Origin of the sequence: Bradyrhizobium erythrophlei (assembly GCF_042430365.1) — a bacterium.
GTDB lineage: Bacteria > Pseudomonadota > Alphaproteobacteria > Rhizobiales > Xanthobacteraceae > Bradyrhizobium > Bradyrhizobium erythrophlei.
Window position 1 is genome coordinate 31,404 of sequence record NZ_JBHMET010000254.1, and the last position, 21,931, is coordinate 53,334.

A 21,931-nucleotide genomic window follows, 5' to 3' on the forward strand; every position below is an offset into this window, starting at 1 on the left:
ACCTATTGCGTGCGAGCCTTCGTCAAACACCCACAAGCAGCGGCCGTGCGGCGTCGGCGAGCATGCCATGCGCCCGTTTGACGTTGTCGAGGAACTGCCGCACGCTTTCGCGCCAGGTGAAGGTCAGGGCGTAGGCCCGGCATTTTTCACGCGGCACCTCAAGTGCAGCGAGCGCGGCGCGGCGGAGATCGGGATCGAGACAACCGCAGCCAGACTTGCCGATCACGTCGAGCGGCCCCATCACCGGAAAGGCCGCAACCGGCAGGCCGCACGCCAGCGCTTCCAGGATCACCATCCCGAACGTATCGGTCAGGCTCGGGAAGACGAAGACGTCGGCCGAGGCGTAGACGTCGGCGAGCGCGCGTCCGGTCCGCGTGCCCAAGAAATGCGCTTGCGGAAATCGCGCCTCGAGGCTCGTACGCAGTGGCCCGTCGCCGACCACGACCTTCGAACCCGGCAGGTCGAGATTGAGGAATGCCTCGAGATTCTTTTCGACCGCGACGCGGCCGACATACAGGAACACCGGTCCCGCGAAGCTGAGCGGCCGCACGCTGCGCGGACGAAACAGCTCGGCGTCGACGCCGCGCGACCACGGCATCAGGTTGCGGAAGCCGTGCGCCTTCAGCGCCTGCTCCAGCGTCGGCGAGCCGACCATGGTGCCGTCGCCACTGTTATGGAAGCGGCGCAACGCCGCATAGCTCCACTTCAGCGGCACCGGCAGCCGCGCCGCCAGATATTCGGGAAAGCGGGTGTGATAGCTCGTCGTGAACGGATAGCCGCGGGTCTGGCAGACGTAGCGCGTGATCCAGCCGATCGGCCCCTCGGTCGCGATATGCACAGAGTCCGGGCGCAGCCGTTTGATCGCGCGCTCGATGCGCCCCACGGTGGCCAGCGCCAGGCGAATCTCCCGGTAGCCCGGCAGCGGCACGGTGCGGAAATCGCCCGGCGTGAGGAATTCGATATCGGCGCCGAACGACGGCGCTTCGCTCGCGAGATATTCAAGCGAGCGAACCACGCCGTTGACCTGCGGACGCCAGGCGTCGGTTGCCACCAGCACGCGCATCAGGCGACCGCCCTTGCGAACGGCACGACGCTCGCCTCGCCGGCCATCTGCCGTGGCCGCGCCTCGGCCCAGCGGATGATCTCGAACTGCCCGTCATGATGCTCGACCACGCCGGTGCAGGATTCCACCCAGTCGCCGGTGTTGATGTAGCGGATGCCGAAATCGTCATGCATCGCCGCGTGATGGATGTGGCCGCAGATCACGCCCTCGGCATTGTGGCGCCGCGCTTCCGATGACAGCACCTCCTCGAAGCGGCTGATGTGGTTGACCGCATTCTTGACCCGGAGTTTCGCCCAGGACGAGAACGACCAGTAGGCAAGCCCGAACCGGCTCCGGATCCAGTTGAGCCAGACGTTGGCGGCGAGCGCGGTGCGATAGCCGACATCGCCGAGCAGCGCGAGCCAGCGGGCGTGGCGCACGACGAGATCGAAATGATCGCCGTGAACGACGAGATAGTCGCGGCCGTCGATCCCGCGGTGGATCGCATGCTCAACCACCTCGAGGCCGCCGAAGGTCGAGCCGACATAGTCGCGGACGAACTCGTCGTGATTGCCGGCCACATAGACGAGCCGCTTGCCGCGCCGCGCGAGCTCGACGAGCTCCTGCACGACAGCATTGTGCGCGCTCGGCCAATACCAGCTCGACCGCAGATACCAGCCGTCGACGATGTCGCCGACCAGATACACCGTGTCGGCGTCGTGGTGCCGGAGAAGGTCGATCAGCCGCTCGGCCTGGCATCCCCTGGTGCCGAGATGAACATCGGAGATGAAAAGGCTTCTGACCCTGACGACGTCGCGCGGCGACGACGCGATCAGGTCCTGGCGCTGCGCCTGATGGTCGCAATTGCCGCCCTCGCGCAGGAACGCCATTGCCGCGGCTTCCGCCAGGCCCGCGACGGCTTTCGTCACATCGCGGTTGGCGCGTCGCCGGAAGATCGAGCGATGCCAGTAGACCGCGACGGCAAACACCAACAGCGCGAGTTGCGCGCCACGATGCCGCCCGTCGGACACAGCTATGCCGAACTGAAGGCCGGCAAGCAGGGTCAGCAGCGCGGCGGTGAGATGCTCGATGGTGTGGGAGCCGGGCCGGAAGCGGGACAACAGGGCTCTCATGCGATCTCCTCGACAGGCTTGGGGGCGGCGATGGCGCGCGACGGCGCGCGGCGCGGCCGCGCGATCGCGCGCTTGTAGAAGCGAAGCCCGAGGATGATTGCGACCTCCACGGCGATGAGGATGGCGACCACCCAGAAGCCGATGCTGACCGGATCCTGGCCGCTGCCGCGCAGCGCGTAGCCGAGGCTGAGGAACGGCATGTTCCAGATCACGGTGCCGATCGCGGTGGCCGCAACGAAGGCGCGCGGCTCGAGCCGCAGCACGCCGGCCGGCAGAGCAAGATAGATTCGCACGGTCGGCAGCGTCTGGCCGATCAACGTCACCCAGAAATGATTGCCGCGATAGGCATTGGTGAGCTGCTGATAGAACGAAGGCCGCAGCAGCACGTATTTGCCGTAAGTCCCCACCAGTCGCTCGATGCGCTGCGAGCCGAGCGCGCGGCCGAGCCCGTACCAGCCGATAGCACCGACGACGGAGCCTACGCTTGTCGCCACGATGGTCATGGCGAGCATAGCGCCATCGGACACGGTGAGACCGAGCAGCATCAGCAGCACGTAGGACGGAAACAGCGGAATGAATTTCTCGGCGACCGCGAGGCATCCGATGCCCAAGAGGCCGAAGTGCAGAAACAATGCGATCGTGCTCGACGTGTCCATGATGCCTCGATCACGCGTAAGGAGGACGGCGGCTGATCCGGTACACCGAGGCCGGCGGCAGGTTGCGGAAAGTCTGCCCGATGCAGCTGGCCCGCAGGTCGAGGCGATCGAGGATCGCGTCGGGAACGGGGCAGCGCGGGCCGTAGGTGATCTGGTAGAACGCGCCGTCCGGGCGGAGATAGGCAAATGCGCCGCCGAGGATCGCCAGCACCTTCTCCGGCGGCATCGTGAGCAGCCCGAGCCCAGAGACGACGGCGCCGACCGGCGCCCCCTCGAACAGCTTCTCCTTCACCAGCCAGGCTGCGTCCATCCACAGCACCCGCGCGCCGGGGAAGCGCTGCTGCAGCAGCGGGATGAAATCGGAGCCGTATTCGACCAGCGTCAGATCCTGCTGCCTGACGCCGCGACGGAGCAGCGCGTGCGTGAACACGCCGGTGCCGGGGCCGAGCTCGATGACCGGACCGGTGTCGGCGGATATCTCCTGCGCCATCAGCGACGCCGCAACCGGGCCCGACGGCGCGACGGCGGCAACGCGCATCGGATTGCGCACCCATGCGAGGAAGAACGGCAGGATGTCAGCAGCCGACATGGCCGATCTCACTTGCGGTTGAGACGCAGCCGATCGCGCGGCGGTGGTTCGGTAGCAGGGCCATTCAAATGTCTTTCCGCTTGCGTGTGCCCGCCGTCGAAAGCGGCGGCACGCGCGAAATGAGCCACGTCGGGTGAAGCAGGAAAATCAAGCCGGGCCCGACGCTGTCTTCAGTCTCACGCAAAGTTTGCGTGAACCTGTCGCGACGCCTCATTTTTCAGAAAATCATCCGCGACGTTTTCGCCTGACGAGGCCGCAAGGTTGCCGCAATGAATGCGACGTAAACTCGGCGAGGGCGACGACGAGCGCGTCTCGATGCGACTGCGATTGATGGAAGACGAGCCGGACCTGTGCGAGGCCGAGGCGATCGCGGCCGTGGGCAATTACGACGCGATTATGCGCGATCGCCAGCTCCCCGGCGGCGATGGCCTGTCGCTAATTCCGAAACTGCGCGAGCGCGGCAATGCCGTGCGGTGTTGGTGCTCACCGCCCGCGGCGAGCTTGCGGACTTGATCGGCGGCCTCGACAAGGGCGTGCACGATTACCTCGGCAAGCCGTTGGCGCGCGGCGGCTGACATCCCTGCGACCGCGATATGGCCGCAGCGACGCTAGAACGTGATGATTGTTGGTTGAATCGGCTGTCCCCAGACTCGCTTACCTCTCCCGCTTGCGGGGGAGGTCGACGCGCGCCGAGCGACGCGAAGCGTCGTCCGGAGCGCGTCGGGTGGGGGCTCTCTCCACAGTACGATTCGTGGAGAGAGCCCCCACCCCAGCCCTCCCCCGCAAGCGGGAGAGGGAGCGCAGCGCCGTCGCGGTCGCGGTCGCCAATCAAACCTAACCTCACTATGCTCTAGCATCCACGCCGCAACGACGCGGGCTTAAGACTTCGCGACCGAGGGATGGGCCGGCCGGTAGGCGGAGGCGTCCGTCGTGAATTCGGCGTGGCCATAATCCTTCAGCTGGTTTTCGATTCTCTTGACCAGGCGCCGCTCGGCTACCTCCCGCACACCGGGAATGCGGGATGCCAACCGGTGCAACGCAAGCCTGGTGTAGACGAAAAGCCCCGCCAGCGCCGTGAGAGCGCGATCCCTCGCGGTGATGGGAACACCGATCGATGCGGCTCTGGCCTTGTCGCCGTTCAGGAAGCTGTTCACGAAGAACACCTTCGAGAAGCTGCGTTCGAAGATCTCGAAGAGACGGCTGCCAAGGGATTCGTCAGACCGCAGGGTTGCAGCCATCGTTGCCCGAACCAGTTCGCCACACGTCTTGTCATCGTAGCCGGCCCGCAGCGTCGCAGAACGCAAGAGCATGAGCTCGACAATTCCCTTCGGTGTATCGGCGAGCAGGTCCTCCGGCAGGCCGAGGAGGAAGCAGCGGTAGCGCGCGAGCTCGACGCGGGCCCGCTCCGCCGGCGTGAACTGCGTGCGGCCATCTGCCAGCACCTGCTGCGCCAGCAGGAAGATCGGGATCAGTCCGGCGGGCATCTGGTCGACCTGCGGGATCGGGATGCCGTAGACCGCAAGGTCCCAATTGTCGGCCCGGCGCATCACGTTGGCGCGCACCATGGAGTGCATCAGCCGCACCATCGCGGCCGCCTTGAAACCCGGGCCGAAACGCCCGAGCGCACCCGGAAGCACCGAGGTGGCGAAGAACGTCGCGGTTTCCTTGACGCGCCGCGCCGACGTGCCGCTCGACAGTGCGTTGGTGATCGCCATCGGCAGCGCCGCGTACTTGTTCATGAAGGTTGCGAGAAACGCGCCACGGATGAGAAAGGGGCTCAGATTGGCGGCGCCGTTGCGATCGATCCTTGCGCCTTCCTCGACCAGCGTCATGTCGAGCCAGGCGGGCGTTCGCTCCATGTCGCGGATCAGGGCGATGAGTTCGCGCGGCGCATCGGGCACCGCCTCGACTCCCGCCTCGCACGCCTGAACCAGCATGGCGACCAGCCGGCGGAAGCCGTATTCGCGCATCAGTGCGGCATAGGCATCGGCTGCCGGATCGCCCATCATGGTGTAGCTGCGGATGAACGCCATGCGGTCGGCATCGGCCAACAGCGCCGCGCGGGCGGCAGCGTATTTGCTGGAGAGGGCGCTCGTGACGCCGATATCTCCGGCAAATCGCTCCGGGACGATGGAAAAATCGACCCTGCCGTAGATTTCGGGAATTTTTCTCTTTGGGCCGCGACATTGCTACGCAGCCTCTCTAACGTTTCGGTCTGCATGCGCGTCTCCCCCTGAAATCGGCTGGTAGCTATGGTCAGGCCAAATTTATATCAGCCGATATGAAATGCAACAGATTAATATCAGGTGATATGATTTAGCGATGAACTCGAAAAACAGCCCCCTCCCACCGCCGACGCGGTCGGCCACGACCGGTTACAGGAAGGGCGACGAAACGCGCGTCCGCATCCTCAACGTCGCCCTCTCCGCTTTCGGCAACAGCGGCTTCGCCGCGGTTACGACGCGCCAGATCGCCGAAGAGGCGGGCATCAACCTGCCCGCGCTCAACTACTACTTTGGCAATAAGGAAGGCCTTTATCTGGCCTGCGCGCATGAAATCCTGGCGCGCTATCGCGAAGGAATGGATGACGTCGGCCAGACCGCCTTCGCGTCGCTGCAGGGGCCGCCTGATCCGGCCGGCGCCCGAGCGCAGTTGAAGCTTCTGCTCACTGCTTTGGCGCGGTTCCTTCTGACATCCGCGAGCGCCCAGAATCGGCTGTTTGTTCAACGCGAGCTGGCGGACCCCGGGCCCGCATTCGAGATTCTCTACGCCGGGCTGTGGCGGCCGGGAATCGAGCTGGTCGCGAAGCTGATCATCGCCGCTTCCGGAGAGAAATTGACCACGGCGCAGGCACGCGTCCGCGCCGTGCTAATGATTGCGGGTTTGACCGGCTTCCAATCCGGCGCGGCCATCATTTCGCGGACGATTGGCGAAGCGGCCTCGCTGACGATGGTGATCGAAGCGCTCGAAGCACAAGTCGACGCGCTCGCGTGACTTGATCTGGATTCGAACAGCAACTAGATCACTCGAATTGATCAACCGACAGGATGCGTACCGCCATGGATTTCATCCCGACTGCAACGCCACTCAGCCTTGCCAACGGGGAAATCCATCGTCATGCCCATTTCGATCACGCTCTCCAATCTGACCCTGTCCGCGCCTGACGGCCGATCGCTCCTCTCCAACATCAGTCTGAGTTTCGGGCCCGAACGGACCGGCCTCGTTGGCCGCAACGGCATCGGAAAAACGACGCTTCTCGCCCTGATCGCAGGCGCGCGCCCGCCACACTCCGGCACGGTTTCGGTCGAGGGACGCGTCGGAGTGCTGCATCAGACGGTTCAGGTGAAGCACGATGAAACGGTTATCGACCTGTTCGGCGCACGACAGGCCCTTGTCGCGCAGCGTCGTGCCGAACAGGGCCATGCCACCACCGAAGAACTCGCAGATGTCGACTGGACGCTGGAAGGGCGCATCGCTTCCGCGCTCGGCCGTGTGGGACTGGACGATGCCCTCGACGCGCCCCTGGCAACGCTCTCCGGCGGACAGAACACCAGGGCTCGCCTCGCCGCGCTCATATTCGCCGAACCTGACTTCCTGCTGCTGGATGAGCCCACCAACAACCTGGACCGCGAGGGACGCAAGGCACTGATCAATCTAATCGCCGGCTGGCGACATGGCGCGATCATTGTCAGCCACGACCGCGAGCTGCTGGAAGCCGTTGACGCGATCGTCGAACTGACATCGCTGGAAGCCAGACGCTATGGCGGCAATTGGAGCCAGTACCGGGACCGCAAGGCGGTCGAGCTGGCGGCCGCCCGGCGCGACCTGGCCGATGCCGAAAAGCGCGTCGCCGACATCGACCGGAAGGAGAGGCAAACCGCCGAAAGGAAGGCGCGCAAGGATGGCGCAGGCAATCGCAAGCGCGCGAAGGGTGACATGCCGCGCATCGTTGCCGGCCTGCGCAAGGACCGCAGCGAAGACACGAGCGGCGAAAACGCCCGCCTCGCGGAACGCCGGCGGACACAGGCGCAGGAAGCCGCGACCGCAGCGCGCAAGCGCATTGAGGTGCTTCAACCGTTCTCGGTTCATCTTCCGTCGACGCACCTGCCGGCCGGCAAGACGGTTCTGCGGATCGAAGATGCAAGTGTCGGCTATCGGCCGGACGAGCCAATCCTGCGCAATCTCACTCTGTCAATCACCGGGCCGGAGCGCGTCGCCCTTGTCGGGCCCAACGGCTCCGGCAAGACGACATTGCTGAAGCTGATCGGCGGTGATCTGCCGCCGGCGGCGGGCACAGTGCAGGTCGCGCCCGACTTTGCCATGTTCGACCAGACGGTCAGTCTGCTCGATGCCTCAAGCACCATTCTGGACAACTTCAAACGCATCAATCCGGAGGCCAGCGAAAATGAGTGTCGGGCTGCGCTCGCCCGATTCATGTTCCGGGCCGATGCCGCCCTGCAGACCGTCGCGTGCCTCAGCGGCGGGCAGTTGCTTCGCGCCGGCCTCGCCTGTGTGCTGGTGGGATCGACGCCACCACCTCTCCTGATCCTCGACGAGCCGACCAATCATCTGGACATCGAGTCGATCGAAGCGGTCGAGGCCGGATTGCGGGCCTATGACGGAGCGCTGCTGGTCGTCAGCCACGATGAAGCCTTCCTTGAGGCCATCGCGATCACACGCAGGCTGGATCTCGCTTCGTGGCGATGACGCGGAGAGCTGGAGGCGCGATCCGCTCAAGAGCGGAAGAAACGCTGCATCAGATCGAGCTTCGCAAAGACCAGCGATCATAGACGACGATCACGGCCCCGATCAGCGTTTGCGGACTTCGGATCGGGGGCGTAAACTGGCGCGCTGATCCCGACCTGCTTGTGAGCCGTTGGACGGTAACGCTGGCATGCGAAACTCTCAAAGAGCCGAGGCGCAGGCATGCGGGTTGCAGGGCATCGCGAAGGAAAGAGAGAAGTCGGCGCGCCGGCTCGCGCCTCGTTGCAGGAGTTCCACGCGTGAGCGTCGCATTCACCAAGGAAGACAGTGCCGAAACCGCATCAGAGACACTGCTGCCGGACCGCCCGATCTCGCCTCACCCGAACCTCGTCACTGCGGCAGGGCTGAAGGCCCTGGAAGCCCAATTGAAGGAGGCCCAGGAAGCCCACGACATCTCGCAAAGGATCGAGGATGTGAACGAGCGGCGGCGACAAGGTGCGCTGCCACTGCGAGATGCGCGATACTTCGCAGCGCGGGTTCGAACGGCTCAGGTGATTCCTGATCCAACAACGTTCGACACCGTCAGCTTCGGAAGCACGGTCACCTTCAGCCGCGACGACGGACGTGTCCAGACGTATCGAATTGTGGGTGAAGACGAGGCCGACCCGAAGAAGGCAACGATCTCCTTCGTTTCACCGATCGCCAGGCTTTTGATGGGCAAGTCTGTTGGAGACGTCATCGAGACGTCGGGTCAGGAAATCCAGATTGTCGCGATCGCATAGCGATTGACGTCCCGCGCCGGGGCCCTTGCTTTCACGCAATCAATGTTTCGAACGGTGACGGTTGATCAAATAGCGACAGCCGAGCACGCATCGCCTTGGGGCAGGTCGTAGGCGCGGTGCTCGGCTGTCAGGCCGCGCGGCGGTGCGGCCATCCCGTTGGCCTCGCTCAACCAAATGAGCGAGACTGTCGGAACCAAATCTCTGCTGTTGCTAAATGCGCGCCGTCGAATGAAGCGCGTTTCTCTTGAAGGCAAATCCGACGAAGCTGGCCAACAACAGCAAGCCACCGGCCGCGATTAGGCAATGCGCGAACGTCATCCTGGACCATCCCGATTGAGAAGCTTCGTGCTGCGCGATATGCGCAGCAACCTGGCAATCAACAGCACTTCAGGAATTGATTTGCCCTGTCGGGAACCGCCGGACAGCCCGAAAGGTGGCTGGCACTGCGCTCTGCCCACCCGTCGATTTCGGCGAGGTCGTCAAGCCACGCGGCTCTTCGCTGCCTCTCATCGTGCGGTTCGTCACACCGCTCAACTGTCGTCAGGATAACCGATAAAACTTTATCGACAATCGAAAGGAAAAATTAAGGTTACCGGGGCATGCCGCGCCGACGGGCGCGCCCATGCCACTGATTTGCCCGACGGCGCAAGCCTGCGCGTCAAAAATATTTCGGTTTATCGTAAGTGAAAATTAGTGTAATGATCCGCCCGTCTCACCCGCTTGAGGGGCGCGTCGCGATCGTCACGAGTGTTGCGGTGAGATGCGGTGGACGCGAAGCGGGCAACTGACGAGTGCGCGCAATGCGGACGGCGAAGTCGTGTGGTCCTGACGCCCCAGTGGCAGGTGTCTCCTCGCAAGACGCGAAACGTCCTGCGAAGACGGTGACAAACAAGCCCGGTCTCGCCGGGGAGAGCACGAAGGAAGCCGTAAAACCATCGCGCAGGGAAAGCCGGGATTCCGGTTACACCTGTGGTCCTACCCCCGTGCTTTTTGTTGCACGGGACCCATGGGTGCGATCGGCGCCGCCCATGGGTGCAATCGGCACCCGGCTTTCCCTGCGCCCTCTGTACTTCAGGAGGGCAGCCGAAGATGCAAAGCTCGGACAAATCGTGTCGCGAGAACGCGGTGTCATGCCCTCACGCTGTTTGACTTGTGGATCAAAGATCATCGGCGTCCCAGCGAAGGGGCCCGCCGTCGCTGCTGCGCAGCTTTGGCGCGGCACCCGCCTTCGCAAACGTTCCGTCGCGGCATGCCGCGCCGAAGCGTTAGCGAAGGCGGGTGGCGGAGAGGGAGGGATTCGAACCCCCGATAGGCTTGCACCTATGCCGCATTTCGAGTGCGGTGCATTCAACCACTCTGCCACCTCTCCAGTGGCGCAGGTGATTTGCGTCACCCGCGGTCGGGGCGTGTTCTAGGCGAGGATGGCGGGCCAGACAAGGCGCTGCAATAATATTTCCGTCATGGCGTCCTAAGGCGATGACCGGAATCGGACGGCACGAAGAACACGCGTGGAAACAAGGCACTAGCAGCCGCGTTGCGATCGATCGGACGCCAAATCGAATCAAGAAGAGGAGCCTGCAAATGGAGCATCTGACGGTTCGAGCCAACGGCGCGGCGTTCCACGTTGCGCGGATCGGCGGCGGCAAGCCGCTGCTTCTGCTGCACGGCTGGCCGGAATTCTGGCGGACCTGGGAGCCGGTGATGACGCGCTTGGCCTCCCGCTTCACGCTGGTCGCCCCCGACCTGCGCGGCTTCGGCGACAGCGACAAGCCTGACGGCCCCTACGGCCCGGACCAGCACGCCGACGACATGCTGGCGCTGTTGGATGCGCTCGGCATCGAAAGGTGCGGAATCGTCGGCCACGATGTCGGCGGCGCGGTGATGCAGCCACTTGCCCGCAAGGCGCCGGAGCGACTCGCCGGCCTGTTCTTCTTCGACTTCGTCTATCCCGGCATCGGGGTGCGGATGGCCACGCCCGACCGGCTGAACCACATCTGGTACCAGTCGTTCCATCAGATGGAGATGGCGTCGGCGCTGGTCGGCGCGACGCGGGAGAATTGCCGCCTCTATATCGGGCATTTCCTGCGCAACTGGTCGCATCGCAAGGCTGCGTTCGACGACGTGCGCGAGGCCTTCACCGACAATTTCCTGAAGGCAGGCAACCTCGCCGGCGGCTTTGCGCATTATCGGGCGGCGCATGCGGCGCGCGTGAAGATGATGCAGGGCGAAGCGCCCGCGCTTCCGCCGATCGCAACTCCGACCTGCATCCGTTGGGCCGAACACGATCCGCTGTTTCCCTATGCCTGGACCGACCGCCTCGGTGAGACCTTCACCGATCTCGACCTCAAGGTGTTCCCCGATGTCGGGCACTTCCCACACCGCGAGGATCCCGATCGTGCGGCCTCCGAAATTTCCGGCTTCTTCGAACGGATCAATTGGAGGTAGAAATTGGGTGGGACCGCCAGACGCGACAAAAAAACTGGCGGTCCCGTGCCGCTGCTTAAAAAATGCTGGCCGGGAAGTGCGGCTTCGCCGGCCAGCGGGAGCGACTGGATCACGGTAGCAACGGGCACCGAAACGGCAACGCGAACCGTTTCTTAACCTAACCGGTCAACCTTAACCCGGCTTGTAAACCGCGAGATAGCCTCAGGCCTTGGCTTTCCTGGCCTTTTTCTCGCTCTTTTCCGCCTCGTCGTCGTCCTTGGCTTTCTTCTCGTCCTTGCCGTTCTCTTTCCTGCGATTGGTAAAGCGGGCGTTGCCGAGCCCGGTTCCAATCGTCAGCACGCCCCAACGTTCGACATCCTGCATGAAGGGGACCTCCGCGAGCCCCTGGGCCACACCGTCATTGTGCATGACGACAGCGGTATCGTGGCCGCCGATCTCGGGGATAGCTTCGACCAAACTCGCCGGGAGGTTGAAGGTGCTGCTCTCCCAGTTGCCCGGCAGGTTCTGCGCGCCCTTCTCGATTCCACCGTCTTCCTTGATGACGCCGGGACAGGCGATGCCGATGAACGGCGCGAGCTTCATCCCCTCGGCCTCGGTAGCGGCGATCAGGTCCTTCAGCATCTTCACCAGCCGCTTCACCGCGCCGTCGCGCGTCGGCTCGTCGTCGGCATGGCGCCACAGCTCGGACTTCCAGACGGACGCCTTGGACAGGTCGGGCGCCTTCTTCCAGCGAGTCTCGACCACGCCGCAACGGATATTGGTGCCGCCGATATCGACCGCCAGAATGCTGTCATGGGCCTCGAAGATCCATGATGGCGCCAGATGCAGCGTGCCGATCAGGCCGGCGTCGTCGGGATGAAAGCGGATCGGCACCAGGTCGACCTTGAAGTCCTCGGATTTCAGGATGATCTCGGTGCGCGCGATGGCGAGCTCGCCGAGCCGGCTCTCGCGAAAACCGCCGCCGACCACGATGCGCTCGGTCTTCGCCCAGGCCTTGGTCTTGAGGAAGCGCCGTGTCACATAGGCGAGCTCCTGCGCGAACTCCTCGATCGCGCTGTGCACGACGGCAGAGGCCTCGGTGTCGTCGCCGACCAGCATGGCGTCCAGCGTCTTCTTGCTGATCTTGTCCGACGGTTCGTCGCCGAACGGGTCCGCGCCCGATTTGCGCAAGGGCTTGCGCCAGTGATCGAGGATCTTGCGGAACGCGCCCTTGGAGGCGCGGTCGCCGAGAAACCCGTCCTCGTCCTTGAGCTCGAGGTTGAAACTGTCGATATCGACCGACGGCAGCCGCGAGGCGCCGTGGCGGGCGATGCCCGTGGTTGTTGCAATGTCGTCGGCCATATGCCCCTCTGCCCGGGTGGAGGTTCGAGGGACAACGGATGCGGAACCCGTTGGTTTCATGCCTCGGAGGGGCGGCGGGCGGCGGCGACGGGACCAAAATGGCGCCAAATCCTTCATTTATGGCCGGTTTTTGCCCTATCTTGCCTTGACTCCCCGACGTTTGCGGCTATAAGTCCCGCCCATCCGGCGCGAGGATTTCTCGCGCCGCTTGTTTTTGCGCGAGTCATGCGGGAATTCGTTCCCTTCGCGCGAAAATCGTAACCCATAGCGACTGAACAAAAAGCCGACCCGGGCGATCCGTCCGAGGCCGGGACCGAACACGAAGGAATCAAACGATGTTCGCAGTCATCAAGACCGGCGGCCGGCAGTACCGTGTCGTTCCGAATGATGTACTCGAGATAGGCAAGATCGCCGGCGACGTCGGCACGATCGTGCAGCTTGGCGAAGTTCTGGTGCTCGGCGGTGACACGCCGGTATTGGGAACGCCCACCGTGGCAGGCGCGTCCGTTGCGGCCGAGGTGCTGCAGCACAAGCGCGGCCCCAAGGTGATCGCGTTCAAGAAGCGTCGCCGCAAGAATTCACGCCGCAAGCGCGGCTATCGCGACGAGCTCACGGTGCTTCGCATCACCGAGATCCTCGCCGATAACGCCAAGCCGACCGTCGGCCCGCGGCCGAAGAAGGAAAAGGTCGCAGCTCCCGCCGAGGGCGAGGACGCAGCGCCGAAGGCGGCCAAGAAGAAGGCGTCCGCCAAGGCACCGGCCGCGAAGAAGGCTCCGGCCAAGAAGGCCGCGGCCAAGAGCGAGAAGAAGTGATCGTCACGCTGCAAACGTTAGCGTGACCAGAATTGAAGTGATTCCGTCAAGGAATTGATCTAGGAATTCGAGCGAAGTCGGAGACGAGCCATGGCTCACAAAAAAGCAGGCGGTTCATCGCGCAACGGGCGTGATTCCAAGGGCAAGCGCCTTGGCATCAAGGCGTTCGGCGGCGAGCACGTCATTCCCGGTAACATCATCGCGCGTCAGCGCGGCACCACCTGGCATCCCGGCCTTAATGTAGGCATGGGCACCGACCATACTCTCTTCGCCAAGGTCGAGGGTCATGTCGAGTTCCGTGCCAAAGCCAACGGCCGCACATTCGTATCGGTTATCCCGATGGCGGAAGCGGCCGAATAGACGGTGGACACATCCGAGTCCGCCGGGTCCTGTTGAACCGGCGGAGTCGAAAAGGGCTCCAGGGGAGGCGGGATAACCGGCCTCCCCTTTTTGTTGCGCGTGTTCGGCTTCGATCACGCCCAACGTTCCAAGCGTTGCGTATCGTTTTTTCGCATCACAGGAGCCCGACATGCTGCAGGAGATTCCAACCCCGACCTTGCGCGAGGCGAGAGCTTGCGTCCTCGAGACCGAACGGCTGACATTGCGCAAGCCGACGCTCGCGGACGTAAAAGCAATTGCGCGGCTCGCCAATGATCGTCGCATCGCGGAGAACACCCGCCGCCTGCCGCATCCCTATACCCAGGACGACGCCATCGCTTTCGTGCGGGCGCTGGCCGAGGGCGGGCGCGAGACCGTGTTCCTGATCGAGAACAATCACACGCCGATCGGCATGGTCGGCATCAACTGGCGCGAGGAGACCACGCCGGAGCTCGGCTATTGGCTCGGCGTCGAGCATTGGGGCCAGGGTTTTGGCACCGAGGCCGCGCGCGCGGCAATCGATTACTTCTTCGAGGAATTCGCCCTCGACCAGCTGATCTCAGGCGCCCGCGTCACCAACCCGTCGTCGCGCAACATTCTCGAGAAGTGCGGCTTCCAGTGGAGCGGCGTCGAGCTGCACCGCTTCGAGGCGCTGGGCTCGTCGACCCCGGTCGACTGCTTCCGCCTGTCGCGCAGCGTCTGGTCGTCGCTGAAGAACTGGGGCCATTCGACACGGCGCGCCGGATAGGTCCGCCTCATTGCGAGGAGCAAAGCGAACGAAGCAATCCATTTCACCGCATGCGGCACCGTGGATTGCTTCGCGGAGCCTGTCATCCGGCGGCGCTTCGCGCCGACCGGGTGGCTCGCAATGACGAATTGCCGAACAGCCTTACACCGGCGGATTCACCACCGGCTCTTCCCTTCCGAGCTTCTGCTCGCGCAGGAAGATGTAGAGGCCGGCGCCGATGATGATCGCGGCGCCGATGATCGTGGCCCAGGACGGCACGTCGCCGAACACGACGAAGCCAAAGATCACCGCCCACACGATCATCGAATATTGGTAGGGCACCACGACGCTCGCCGGCGCGAGCTTCAGCGAGCGGTTGACGCACAGCAGCGCCGCGACCGAGATCAGACCGGCGGTGGCGAACAGCACGAGGCTGCCGGCGCTCGGCGTCACCCAGCCGAACGGCGACAGCGCCGCGCCGAGGATGAACGTGCCGCCGAACTGCGACGTCGCGAGCACGATGTCGGGCGTCGACCGTAGCGAGCGGGTGATCAGCATCAGCACGGCAAACGACAGGCTCCCGCCAAGCGCGATCATCGCGGGCCAGCTGAACGTCTGCGCTGACGGCCTGAGCGCAATCAACGCCCCGCAGAAGCCGACCAGGATCGCGGTCCAGCGCCGCCAGCCGACATGCTCGCCGAGCACGATGCCCGACAGCGCGGTGACGAAGATCGGGCCTGCGAGGTAATAGGTGATGACATCAGCAAGCGGCAGATAGACGGTGGCGAGGAAGAACGCCGCGACCTCCAGCGTCGACAGCGTCACCCGCAGCAATTGCAGCCATGGCCGCTCGAGATGGACAAATTCCGCACGCTGCCGCCACACGATCGGCAGCAATACGATGAGCGCGGCGCAGGCGCGTAGCCACAACAGCTGCCCGACCGAATAGGTCGCGACGATGAATTTGCCCATCGCATCGCCGAACGAGAACATGAAGATCGACAGCAGCATCAGCCCGATGCCGGCGAGCCGCGCGGACCGATCGTCGTAGGAGGACAGTTTTGCGAACAGGCTCATCTTGCTTGTTGTTTGTTGCTCGTTGTCGCCGCGCGTGAGCAGGCGGTGTCTCTTTGCCATCTGGTTTTACCGGCATGGATGCGCAGGACAACCCCGAGGGTTGCGAATCGCCCCAATTGTCGCAGTCCGGCGCCTGCGCTACCGGTTGGTCAGCCGTTCAAAAAGCAACGCAGGAAACGCCGGATGACCGAGTTCGACCCCACCCAGCATCGCATGGTGCAAGCACAACGCTGGTTCGAGGATTTCGTGCTCGGCGAGCGCTTCGTGATTCCGAGCCGGACCCAAACCTCGGCGGTATTCGCCGCATTCCAGACCGCGAGCGGCGACACCCATCCGATCCACTACGACGTCGAATATTGTCGCGCCCGCGGCATGCCCGACCTGCTCGCACATGGCTTCCAGACGCTGGTGCACACCGCGCCCGGCGCGGGGCTGTTTCCCTACATCGTCGAGGAGTCGCTGGTCGGCTTCCTCGAGCAGTCCTGCAAGTTCCTCAAGCCGGTCTACGCCGGCGACACCATCTACCCGGCGCTTGAGGTGATCGAGCTCGCGCCCGGCCGCAGCACCGGCGTGGTGACGCTGCGCTCGACCGTGCACAACCAGCGCCGTGAGCTGGTGCTGGAGGGGACCCAGAAGTTCTTGGTGCGACGCCGGCCCGCCTAGCCGCTGATCCGGGCCCCTCGGGCCGCAAAAAGGCCCGAAAATTAAGGCTTCTCGGCAAAGTCCCGACGTCCTGGGGTTGCCGCATCGCCCCCCCTGGCCTAACTAGGGCGGATCATGAAATTCCTCGATGAAGCCAAGGTCTATATTCGCTCGGGCGACGGCGGCAACGGCTGCGTCGCGTTCCGGCGCGAGAAGTTCATCGAGTTCGGCGGCCCCTCGGGCGGTAATGGCGGCCGCGGCGGCGACGTCATCATCGAATCCGTCGACGGACTGAACACGCTGATCGACTACCGCTACCAGCAGCACTTCAAGGCGCCGAAGGGCGGCAATGGCATGGGCAAGGACCGCCATGGCGCCAACGGCAAGTCCGTCGTGCTGAAGGTGCCGGTCGGCACCCAGGTGTTCGACGAGGATCGCGAGACGCTGCTGCACGACTTCACCGAGCTCGGCGAGAAGTTCGTGCTGGCGAAGGGCGGCAATGGCGGCTTCGGCAACGCGCATTTCAAATCATCGACCAACCGCGCGCCGCGCAACGCCAATCCGGGCGCGCCGGGCGAAGAGCGCTGGATCTGGTTGCGGCTGAAGCTGATCGCCGATGCCGGCCTCGTCGGCCTGCCCAACGCCGGCAAATCGACCTTCCTCTCGGTGGTCAGCGCAGCGCGGCCGAAGATCGCCGACTATCCCTTCACCACATTGCACCCGCAGCTCGGCGTGGTGGACTATGGCGGCCGCGAATTCGTGCTCGCCGACATTCCCGGCCTGATCGAGGGCGCGCATGAGGGCGCCGGCCTCGGCGACCGCTTCCTCGGCCATGTCGAGCGCTGCCGCGTGCTGCTGCATCTGGTCGATGCGACCTGCGAGCACGCCGGCAAGGCCTACAAGACCGTGCGCACCGAGCTCGAGGCCTATGAGGGCCATCTCGCCGACAAGATCGAGATCGTGGCGCTGAACAAGATCGACGCGGTCACGCCGGACGAACTGAAGAAGCAGAAGGACCGGCTGAAGCGGGCGGCGAAGAAGACCCCGCTGTTGCTCTCCGGCGCCACCGGTCAAGGCGTGCAGGAGGCGTTGCGCGCGCTGGTCGAGGTGATCGGCGAGGCGCCGGTCTCCCACAAGGCCAAGGGCCTGGCGGAGCCGTGGGCGACGCCGGTGCCGCAGGGCTGAACAACCCCTGCACTTCCCAAGCCACATTGTGGCGCGTATTGCTTCCTCCGACCTTCGCTTGATCCAGCCAGCTCATGAAACGCCCCGCGCTCAAGAATTTTCGCCGTATCGTCGTCAAGGTCGGCTCGTCGCTGTTGGTCGATTCGCAGGCCGGCGAGCTGCGCGCGGCGTGGCTTGCGGCGCTGGTCGACGACATCGCCGGGCTGCACAGGGACGGCTGCGAGGTCATGGTGGTGTCGTCGGGCTCGATCGCGCTCGGCCGCAGCCGCCTCAAATTGCCGCGTGGTGCGCTGAGGCTTGAAGAGAGCCAGGCGGCGGCTGCGGTCGGACAGATCGCGCTGGCGCGAATCTGGTCGGAGGTGCTCGGCCATCACGGCATCGGCGCTGGGCAGATCCTCGTCACGCTGCAGGACACCGAGGAGCGCCGCCGCTACCTCAACGCGCGCTCGACCATCGCAAAGCTCTTGGACTGGCGCGTGGTGCCCGTCATCAACGAGAACGACACGGTCGCCACCAACGAGATCCGCTACGGCGACAATGATCGGCTTGCCGCCCGCGTCGCCACCATGGCGAGCGCTGACCTTCTGGTCCTGCTGTCCGACATCGACGGCCTTTACACCGCGCCGCCGTCCGCCAACCCCGATGCGAAACTGATCCCTATCGTCGAGAGCGTGACCTCGGAGATCGAGGCGATGGCGGGCGCAGCCGAATCCGAGCTGTCGCGCGGCGGCATGTACACCAAGATCGAGGCCGCGAAGATCGCGACCACCGCGGGCACGCATATGCTGATCGCCTCCGGCAAGATCGAGCATCCGTTGCAGGCGATCGCCGACGGCGGCCGCTGCACCTGGTTCCTGACGCCGGCCAACCCGGTCACCGCGCGCAAGCGCTGGATCGCAGGCTCGCTCGAGCCGAAGGGCACGCTGACTATCGACGCCGGCGCGGTGAACGCGCTGCGCGCCGGAAAGAGCCTGCTGCCGGCCGGTGTCATTAGGGTCGACGGCCAGTTCGCCCGCGGTGATGCCGTGGTGGTGCGCGGCCCTGACACCCATGAGATCGGCCGTGGCCTCGTTGCCTACGACGCCGAGGACGCCGAGAAGATCAAGGGCCGCTCCTCGCCCGACGTGATGGCCATTCTGGGCATCAGCGGCCGCGCCGAGATGATCCATCGCGACGACCTAGTTGTGGGCCCGGCCGGTACCATTCCGGCCAAATAGGCCATTGGCCGACCGCGGGACGGCCTACCGCCCACCTGCCATGCCGGCTCCGCGCCTCGCCACCCCTCAATTGCCATGCTAGAACATGGCCTTAGGAGCATGATCCGGAAAAGTGGAAACCGGTTTTCCGAGAAGATCATGCTCAAACAAAAGCTGGGACGTCCATGACCGCGCTGAAGGCGATCGACGGCAACGCCGATCTCACCGCCCTGATGACCGACCTCGCCACCAAGGCGCGCGCCGCGGCGCGCGTGCTGGCGCTGGCGCCGCCGGAGCAGAAGAACCGTGCGCTGGCGGCGATCGAACGCGCGATCCGCGAACATGCGCCGGCGATCCTGGCGGCCAACGCCGAGGATGTCGCGGAGGCGCGTGCCGGCGGCACGACCGCGGCGTTCCTTGACCGCCTGACGCTGACGCAGGCGCGCATCGACGGTATGGCCGACGGCGTCGCCACCGTGCGCGAGATTCCCGATCCGGTCGGCGCCGTCACCGAGAGCTGGCAGCGGCCGAACGGCATGACGATCGAGCGCGTGCGCGTGCCGCTCGGTGTGATCGGCGTGATCTTCGAGAGCCGCCCCAACGTCGCGGCCGACGCCGGCGTGCTGTGCCTGAAGTCGGGCAACGCGGTGATCCTGCGCGGCGGCTCCGACAGCTTCCGCTCCTGCCGTGCGATCCATGAATGCCTGGTGCAGGGCCTGCGCGAGGCCGGCCTGCCCGAGGCCGCGATCACGCTGGTGCCGACGCGCGACCGCGCGGCGGTCGGATTGATGCTGTCGGGCCTCAATGGCGGCATCGACGTCATCGTCCCGCGCGGAGGCAAGAGCCTCGTCGCGCGCGTCGAGACAGAAGCGCGCGTGCCCGTGTTCGCGCATCTCGAAGGCGTCAACCACGTCTACGTCGATCGATCCGCCAATCTCGACATGGCGAAGTCCATCGTGCTGAATGCCAAGATGCGCCGCACCGGCGTCTGCGGCGCGGCCGAGACCCTGCTGGTCGATCGCGCCAGCGCTGCGACGAGCCTGAAGCCGCTGGTCGAGATGCTGCTCGACGCCGGCTGCGAGGTGCGCGGCGACGATGCCGTGCAAAAGGTCGATGCGCGCGTGAAGCCGGCAGCCGAGGATGATTGGGACACCGAATATCTCGATGCCATCATCGCCGCACGCGTCGTCGACGGCGTCGATGCGGCGATCGCGCATATCCACGATCACGGCTCGCATCACACCGATTCGATCGTGGCCGAGGATGTTAGGGCCGCGGAGAAGTTCCTGAGTGAAGTCGACTCCGCGATCGTGCTGCACAACGCATCGACGCAGTTCGCCGACGGCGGCGAGTTCGGCTTCGGCGCCGAGATCGGGATCGCGACCGGCAAATTCCACGCCCGCGGCCCGGTCGGTGCCGAGCAGCTGACGAGCTTCAAATATCGCGTCCACGGCACCGGACAGACGCGGCCGTGATCCTCCCCCGACGCGCGCGGTAGAGCCATTGCAGCAAGCTTCGACCGCGCAGCAACCAACCGCCCGAGCGCTTCCGTTCTACACCAACGGCATGCGCGTCGGACTGCTCGGCGGCTCGTTCAATCCGCCGCACGCGGCGCACCGCGCCATCAGCCAGTTCGCGATCAAGCGGCTGCAGCTTGACCGTGTCTGGTGGCTGCTGACGCCGGGCAATCCGTTGAAAAATCACGACAGCCTGCATGCGCTCGCCGAGCGCGCCGAGGCCGCGCGGCGGGTGGCGGACGATCCCCGCATCGACATCAGTTGTCTCGAAGCTGTCATTGGTGTCAGCTACACTGTCGACACGATCATCCACTTGCGCCGCCGCGTCTCCGGTGTGCACTTTGTCTGGATCATGGGCGCTGACAACCTCGCGCAGTTCCATCGCTGGAAGGATTGGCGGCGCATCGCCTCGGATGTGCCGATTGCCGTGATCGACCGACCGCCGCAGAGTTTCCGCGCCCTCGCCGCACCGGCGGCACAGGCGCTTGCGCGCTACCGCATGCCCGAAAATCAGGCGACTCGCCTCGCCGACCAGCGCGCACCGGCTTGGGTTTTCCTCACCGGGATGAAATCCAATCTGTCTTCGACCGGCCTTCGGAACCCGGACGGGAGCTGGAGGACGGCGTGAAGTGCAAAAAGGGTTACTGGAATATTGAAACCATTAACCCCACATGCGTAGTATGGTCGGCGGGCGCCGAGGATTCGGCCCTCGCGATACAGTGAAAGGAATGGTCCCTGGCCACATCTGTATTGTCAAAGTCTGTTTTACCCAAGGTTCCCAAGACTGCGCGTAAAACATCGACGAAAACCGCGGCCTTGAAGGCGCAACCCGACGCCGACAAGACGCTGAATATGATCCTCTCCCGCCTCGACGACATGAAGGCGGAAGAAACGGTCACAATCGACCTTCGCGGCAAATCGGCATATTCCGACTACATGATCATCACCTCGGGCCGGGCCAACCGGCACGTCGGCGCGATCGCGGAAAATGTCACGAAGGGCCTGAAGGAAAACGGGGTCAAAGGCGTCCACGTCGAAGGTATGTCCAACTGCGACTGGGTGCTGATCGATTCCGGCGACGTGATCGTGCACGTGTTCAGACCCGAGGTGCGCGAGTTCTACAATCTCGAGCGGTTGTGGGCTCAGAACTCGGCGGTCGCGGCGGTCTAAGGGGGGTTCGAAGCCGATGCGAATCGGCTGCGGCGCAGTTAATCTGCGTTGATGCGACTTGTCGTGATCTGCATCGGCCGCCTGAAGCAAGGTCCGGAACGGGAGCTTGCCGAGCGCTATCGCGCGCGCTTCGACGATATCGGCCGCAAGCTCGGCTTTCGCGGCCTCGACATCCATGAAATTGCGGAAAGCCGCGCGCGCGATGCGGCTGCGCGAATCGCCGAAGAGGCGCACGCGATCTCGGCGTTGATCCCGAAGGAATATGTGCTCGTGGCGCTCGACGAGCGTGGCAAGAGTGTCGACAGCACAAGCTTCGCCCAGCAGCTCGGCCGCTGGCGCGACGAGGGAGTAGCAAATACTGTCTTCGTGATCGGCGGTGCGGACGGACTTTCGCCTGAATTGCAGCGCACGGCTAAACTGCGCATTGCGTTCGGCTCGGCGACCTGGCCGCATCAAATGGTCCGCGTCATGCTTCTGGAACAGATATATCGGGCCGCGACCATTCTTGCCGGCCACCCCTATCACCGCGCCTGAA

General features: G+C 64.5%; 21 protein-coding genes and 1 tRNA gene. 14 read left to right on the forward strand and 8 right to left on the reverse strand.

The genetic code is table 11. The features are described from left to right. Nucleotides 1-22: 22 nt before the first annotated feature. From ACFFWD_RS38090 to ACFFWD_RS38110, 5 genes are all read right to left on the reverse strand, one after another. On the reverse strand, nt 23-1,063 hold the full coding sequence (locus ACFFWD_RS38090; protein ID WP_376974506.1) for a glycosyltransferase family 4 protein: 1,041 nt from the start codon (nt 1,061-1,063) through the stop codon (nt 23-25). Next, on the reverse strand, nt 1,063-1,932 hold the full coding sequence (locus ACFFWD_RS38095; protein ID WP_376974575.1) for a UDP-2,3-diacylglucosamine diphosphatase: 870 nt from the start codon (nt 1,930-1,932) through the stop codon (nt 1,063-1,065). The genes ACFFWD_RS38090 and ACFFWD_RS38095 overlap by 1 nt, the downstream gene beginning before the upstream one ends. Before the next feature lie 239 nt (nt 1,933-2,171). Next, nucleotides 2,172-2,831 (reverse strand): DedA family protein, encoded by a 660-nt coding sequence (locus ACFFWD_RS38100; RefSeq protein WP_376974507.1) that lies wholly within the window; start codon nt 2,829-2,831, stop codon nt 2,172-2,174. Between the two features lie 10 nt (nt 2,832-2,841). Continuing rightward, a complete protein-coding gene (locus tag ACFFWD_RS38105) occupies nt 2,842-3,420 on the reverse strand; it encodes a class I SAM-dependent methyltransferase (protein ID WP_376974508.1) in 579 nt (192 codons plus the stop codon). A gap of 878 nt (nt 3,421-4,298) precedes the next feature. Beyond that, on the reverse strand, nt 4,299-5,471 hold the full coding sequence (locus ACFFWD_RS38110) for an oxygenase MpaB family protein (protein WP_376974509.1): 1,173 nt from the start codon (nt 5,469-5,471) through the stop codon (nt 4,299-4,301). A 271-nt stretch (nt 5,472-5,742) separates the two neighbouring features. Between ACFFWD_RS38110 and ACFFWD_RS38115 the strand changes: the two genes are divergently transcribed. The 3 genes from ACFFWD_RS38115 to greA all read left to right on the forward strand — a co-directional run bounded on the left by ACFFWD_RS38115 (nt 5,743) and on the right by greA (nt 8,906). Continuing rightward, nucleotides 5,743-6,414 carry a CerR family C-terminal domain-containing protein gene (locus ACFFWD_RS38115; protein ID WP_376974510.1) on the forward strand — a complete coding sequence of 224 codons (672 nt, stop codon included), beginning with the start codon at nt 5,743-5,745 and terminating at the stop codon, nt 6,412-6,414. 123 nt (nt 6,415-6,537) lie between these two features. After that, nucleotides 6,538-8,127 carry an ABC-F family ATP-binding cassette domain-containing protein gene (locus tag ACFFWD_RS38120; RefSeq protein ID WP_376974511.1) on the forward strand — a complete coding sequence of 530 codons (1,590 nt, stop codon included), beginning with the start codon at nt 6,538-6,540 and terminating at the stop codon, nt 8,125-8,127. 296 nt (nt 8,128-8,423) lie between these two features. Next, nucleotides 8,424-8,906 (forward strand): transcription elongation factor GreA, encoded by a 483-nt coding sequence (greA, locus tag ACFFWD_RS38125; protein WP_376974512.1) that lies wholly within the window; start codon nt 8,424-8,426, stop codon nt 8,904-8,906. A 1,279-nt stretch (nt 8,907-10,185) separates the two neighbouring features. On the opposite strand, the gene ACFFWD_RS38130 is transcribed toward greA, so the two are convergent. After that, nucleotides 10,186-10,275: transfer RNA gene (locus ACFFWD_RS38130), tRNA-Ser, on the reverse strand. A 212-nt stretch (nt 10,276-10,487) separates the two neighbouring features. Between ACFFWD_RS38130 and ACFFWD_RS38135 the strand changes: the two genes are divergently transcribed. Beyond that, entirely contained in the window at nt 10,488-11,351 is an 864-nt protein-coding gene (locus ACFFWD_RS38135) for an alpha/beta fold hydrolase (protein WP_376974513.1), read from the forward strand. Nucleotides 11,352-11,552: 201 nt separating this feature from the next. Here ACFFWD_RS38135 and ACFFWD_RS38140 read toward each other — a convergent pair whose 3' ends face one another. Next, the gene (locus ACFFWD_RS38140; RefSeq protein ID WP_376974514.1) at nt 11,553-12,692 is read right to left on the reverse strand and encodes an ROK family protein; all 1,140 of its coding nucleotides are present in this window, start codon (nt 12,690-12,692) and stop codon (nt 11,553-11,555) included. Between the two features lie 335 nt (nt 12,693-13,027). Between ACFFWD_RS38140 and rplU the strand changes: the two genes are divergently transcribed. The 3 genes from rplU (at nt 13,028) to ACFFWD_RS38155 (ending at nt 14,630) form a co-directional block, all read left to right on the forward strand. Then, entirely contained in the window at nt 13,028-13,504 is a 477-nt protein-coding gene (gene rplU / locus ACFFWD_RS38145; protein WP_376974515.1) for a 50S ribosomal protein L21, read from the forward strand. Between the two features lie 90 nt (nt 13,505-13,594). After that, on the forward strand, nt 13,595-13,864 hold the full coding sequence (rpmA, locus tag ACFFWD_RS38150) for a 50S ribosomal protein L27 (RefSeq protein ID WP_376974516.1): 270 nt from the start codon (nt 13,595-13,597) through the stop codon (nt 13,862-13,864). A gap of 169 nt (nt 13,865-14,033) precedes the next feature. Beyond that, nucleotides 14,034-14,630 carry a GNAT family N-acetyltransferase gene (locus ACFFWD_RS38155; protein WP_376974517.1) on the forward strand — a complete coding sequence of 199 codons (597 nt, stop codon included), beginning with the start codon at nt 14,034-14,036 and terminating at the stop codon, nt 14,628-14,630. A gap of 141 nt (nt 14,631-14,771) precedes the next feature. On the opposite strand, the gene ACFFWD_RS38160 is transcribed toward ACFFWD_RS38155, so the two are convergent. Continuing rightward, nucleotides 14,772-15,686 (reverse strand): DMT family transporter, encoded by a 915-nt coding sequence (locus ACFFWD_RS38160; protein WP_376974576.1) that lies wholly within the window; start codon nt 15,684-15,686, stop codon nt 14,772-14,774. A 183-nt stretch (nt 15,687-15,869) separates the two neighbouring features. Here ACFFWD_RS38160 and ACFFWD_RS38165 point away from each other — a divergent pair, with 183 nt between their 5' ends. The 7 genes from ACFFWD_RS38165 (at nt 15,870) to rlmH (ending at nt 21,930) form a co-directional block, all read left to right on the forward strand. Beyond that, complete coding sequence (locus tag ACFFWD_RS38165; RefSeq protein WP_376974518.1) at nt 15,870-16,349, forward strand: MaoC family dehydratase; 480 nt, start codon at nt 15,870-15,872, stop codon at nt 16,347-16,349. A 114-nt stretch (nt 16,350-16,463) separates the two neighbouring features. Continuing rightward, nucleotides 16,464-17,513: a GTPase ObgE gene (gene obgE / locus ACFFWD_RS38170; RefSeq protein WP_376974519.1), complete on the forward strand. Its 1,050-nt coding sequence runs from the start codon at nt 16,464-16,466 to the stop codon at nt 17,511-17,513. A 74-nt stretch (nt 17,514-17,587) separates the two neighbouring features. Continuing rightward, nucleotides 17,588-18,730, forward strand: coding sequence for a glutamate 5-kinase (gene proB / locus ACFFWD_RS38175; RefSeq protein ID WP_376974520.1), 1,143 nt, complete (start codon nt 17,588-17,590; stop codon nt 18,728-18,730). A gap of 164 nt (nt 18,731-18,894) precedes the next feature. Continuing rightward, nucleotides 18,895-20,184, forward strand: a complete 1,290-nt coding sequence (locus ACFFWD_RS38180) for a glutamate-5-semialdehyde dehydrogenase (RefSeq protein ID WP_376974521.1) — start codon at nt 18,895-18,897, stop codon at nt 20,182-20,184. Between the two features lie 28 nt (nt 20,185-20,212). Continuing rightward, nucleotides 20,213-20,854: a nicotinate-nucleotide adenylyltransferase gene (locus ACFFWD_RS38185; protein WP_376974522.1), complete on the forward strand. Its 642-nt coding sequence runs from the start codon at nt 20,213-20,215 to the stop codon at nt 20,852-20,854. A 188-nt stretch (nt 20,855-21,042) separates the two neighbouring features. Next, on the forward strand, nt 21,043-21,396 hold the full coding sequence (gene rsfS / locus ACFFWD_RS38190) for a ribosome silencing factor (protein WP_376974523.1): 354 nt from the start codon (nt 21,043-21,045) through the stop codon (nt 21,394-21,396). Between the two features lie 51 nt (nt 21,397-21,447). Further along, nucleotides 21,448-21,930 (forward strand): 23S rRNA (pseudouridine(1915)-N(3))-methyltransferase RlmH, encoded by a 483-nt coding sequence (gene rlmH / locus ACFFWD_RS38195; protein WP_376974524.1) that lies wholly within the window; start codon nt 21,448-21,450, stop codon nt 21,928-21,930. The last annotated feature ends 1 nt before the right edge of the window (nt 21,931 follow it).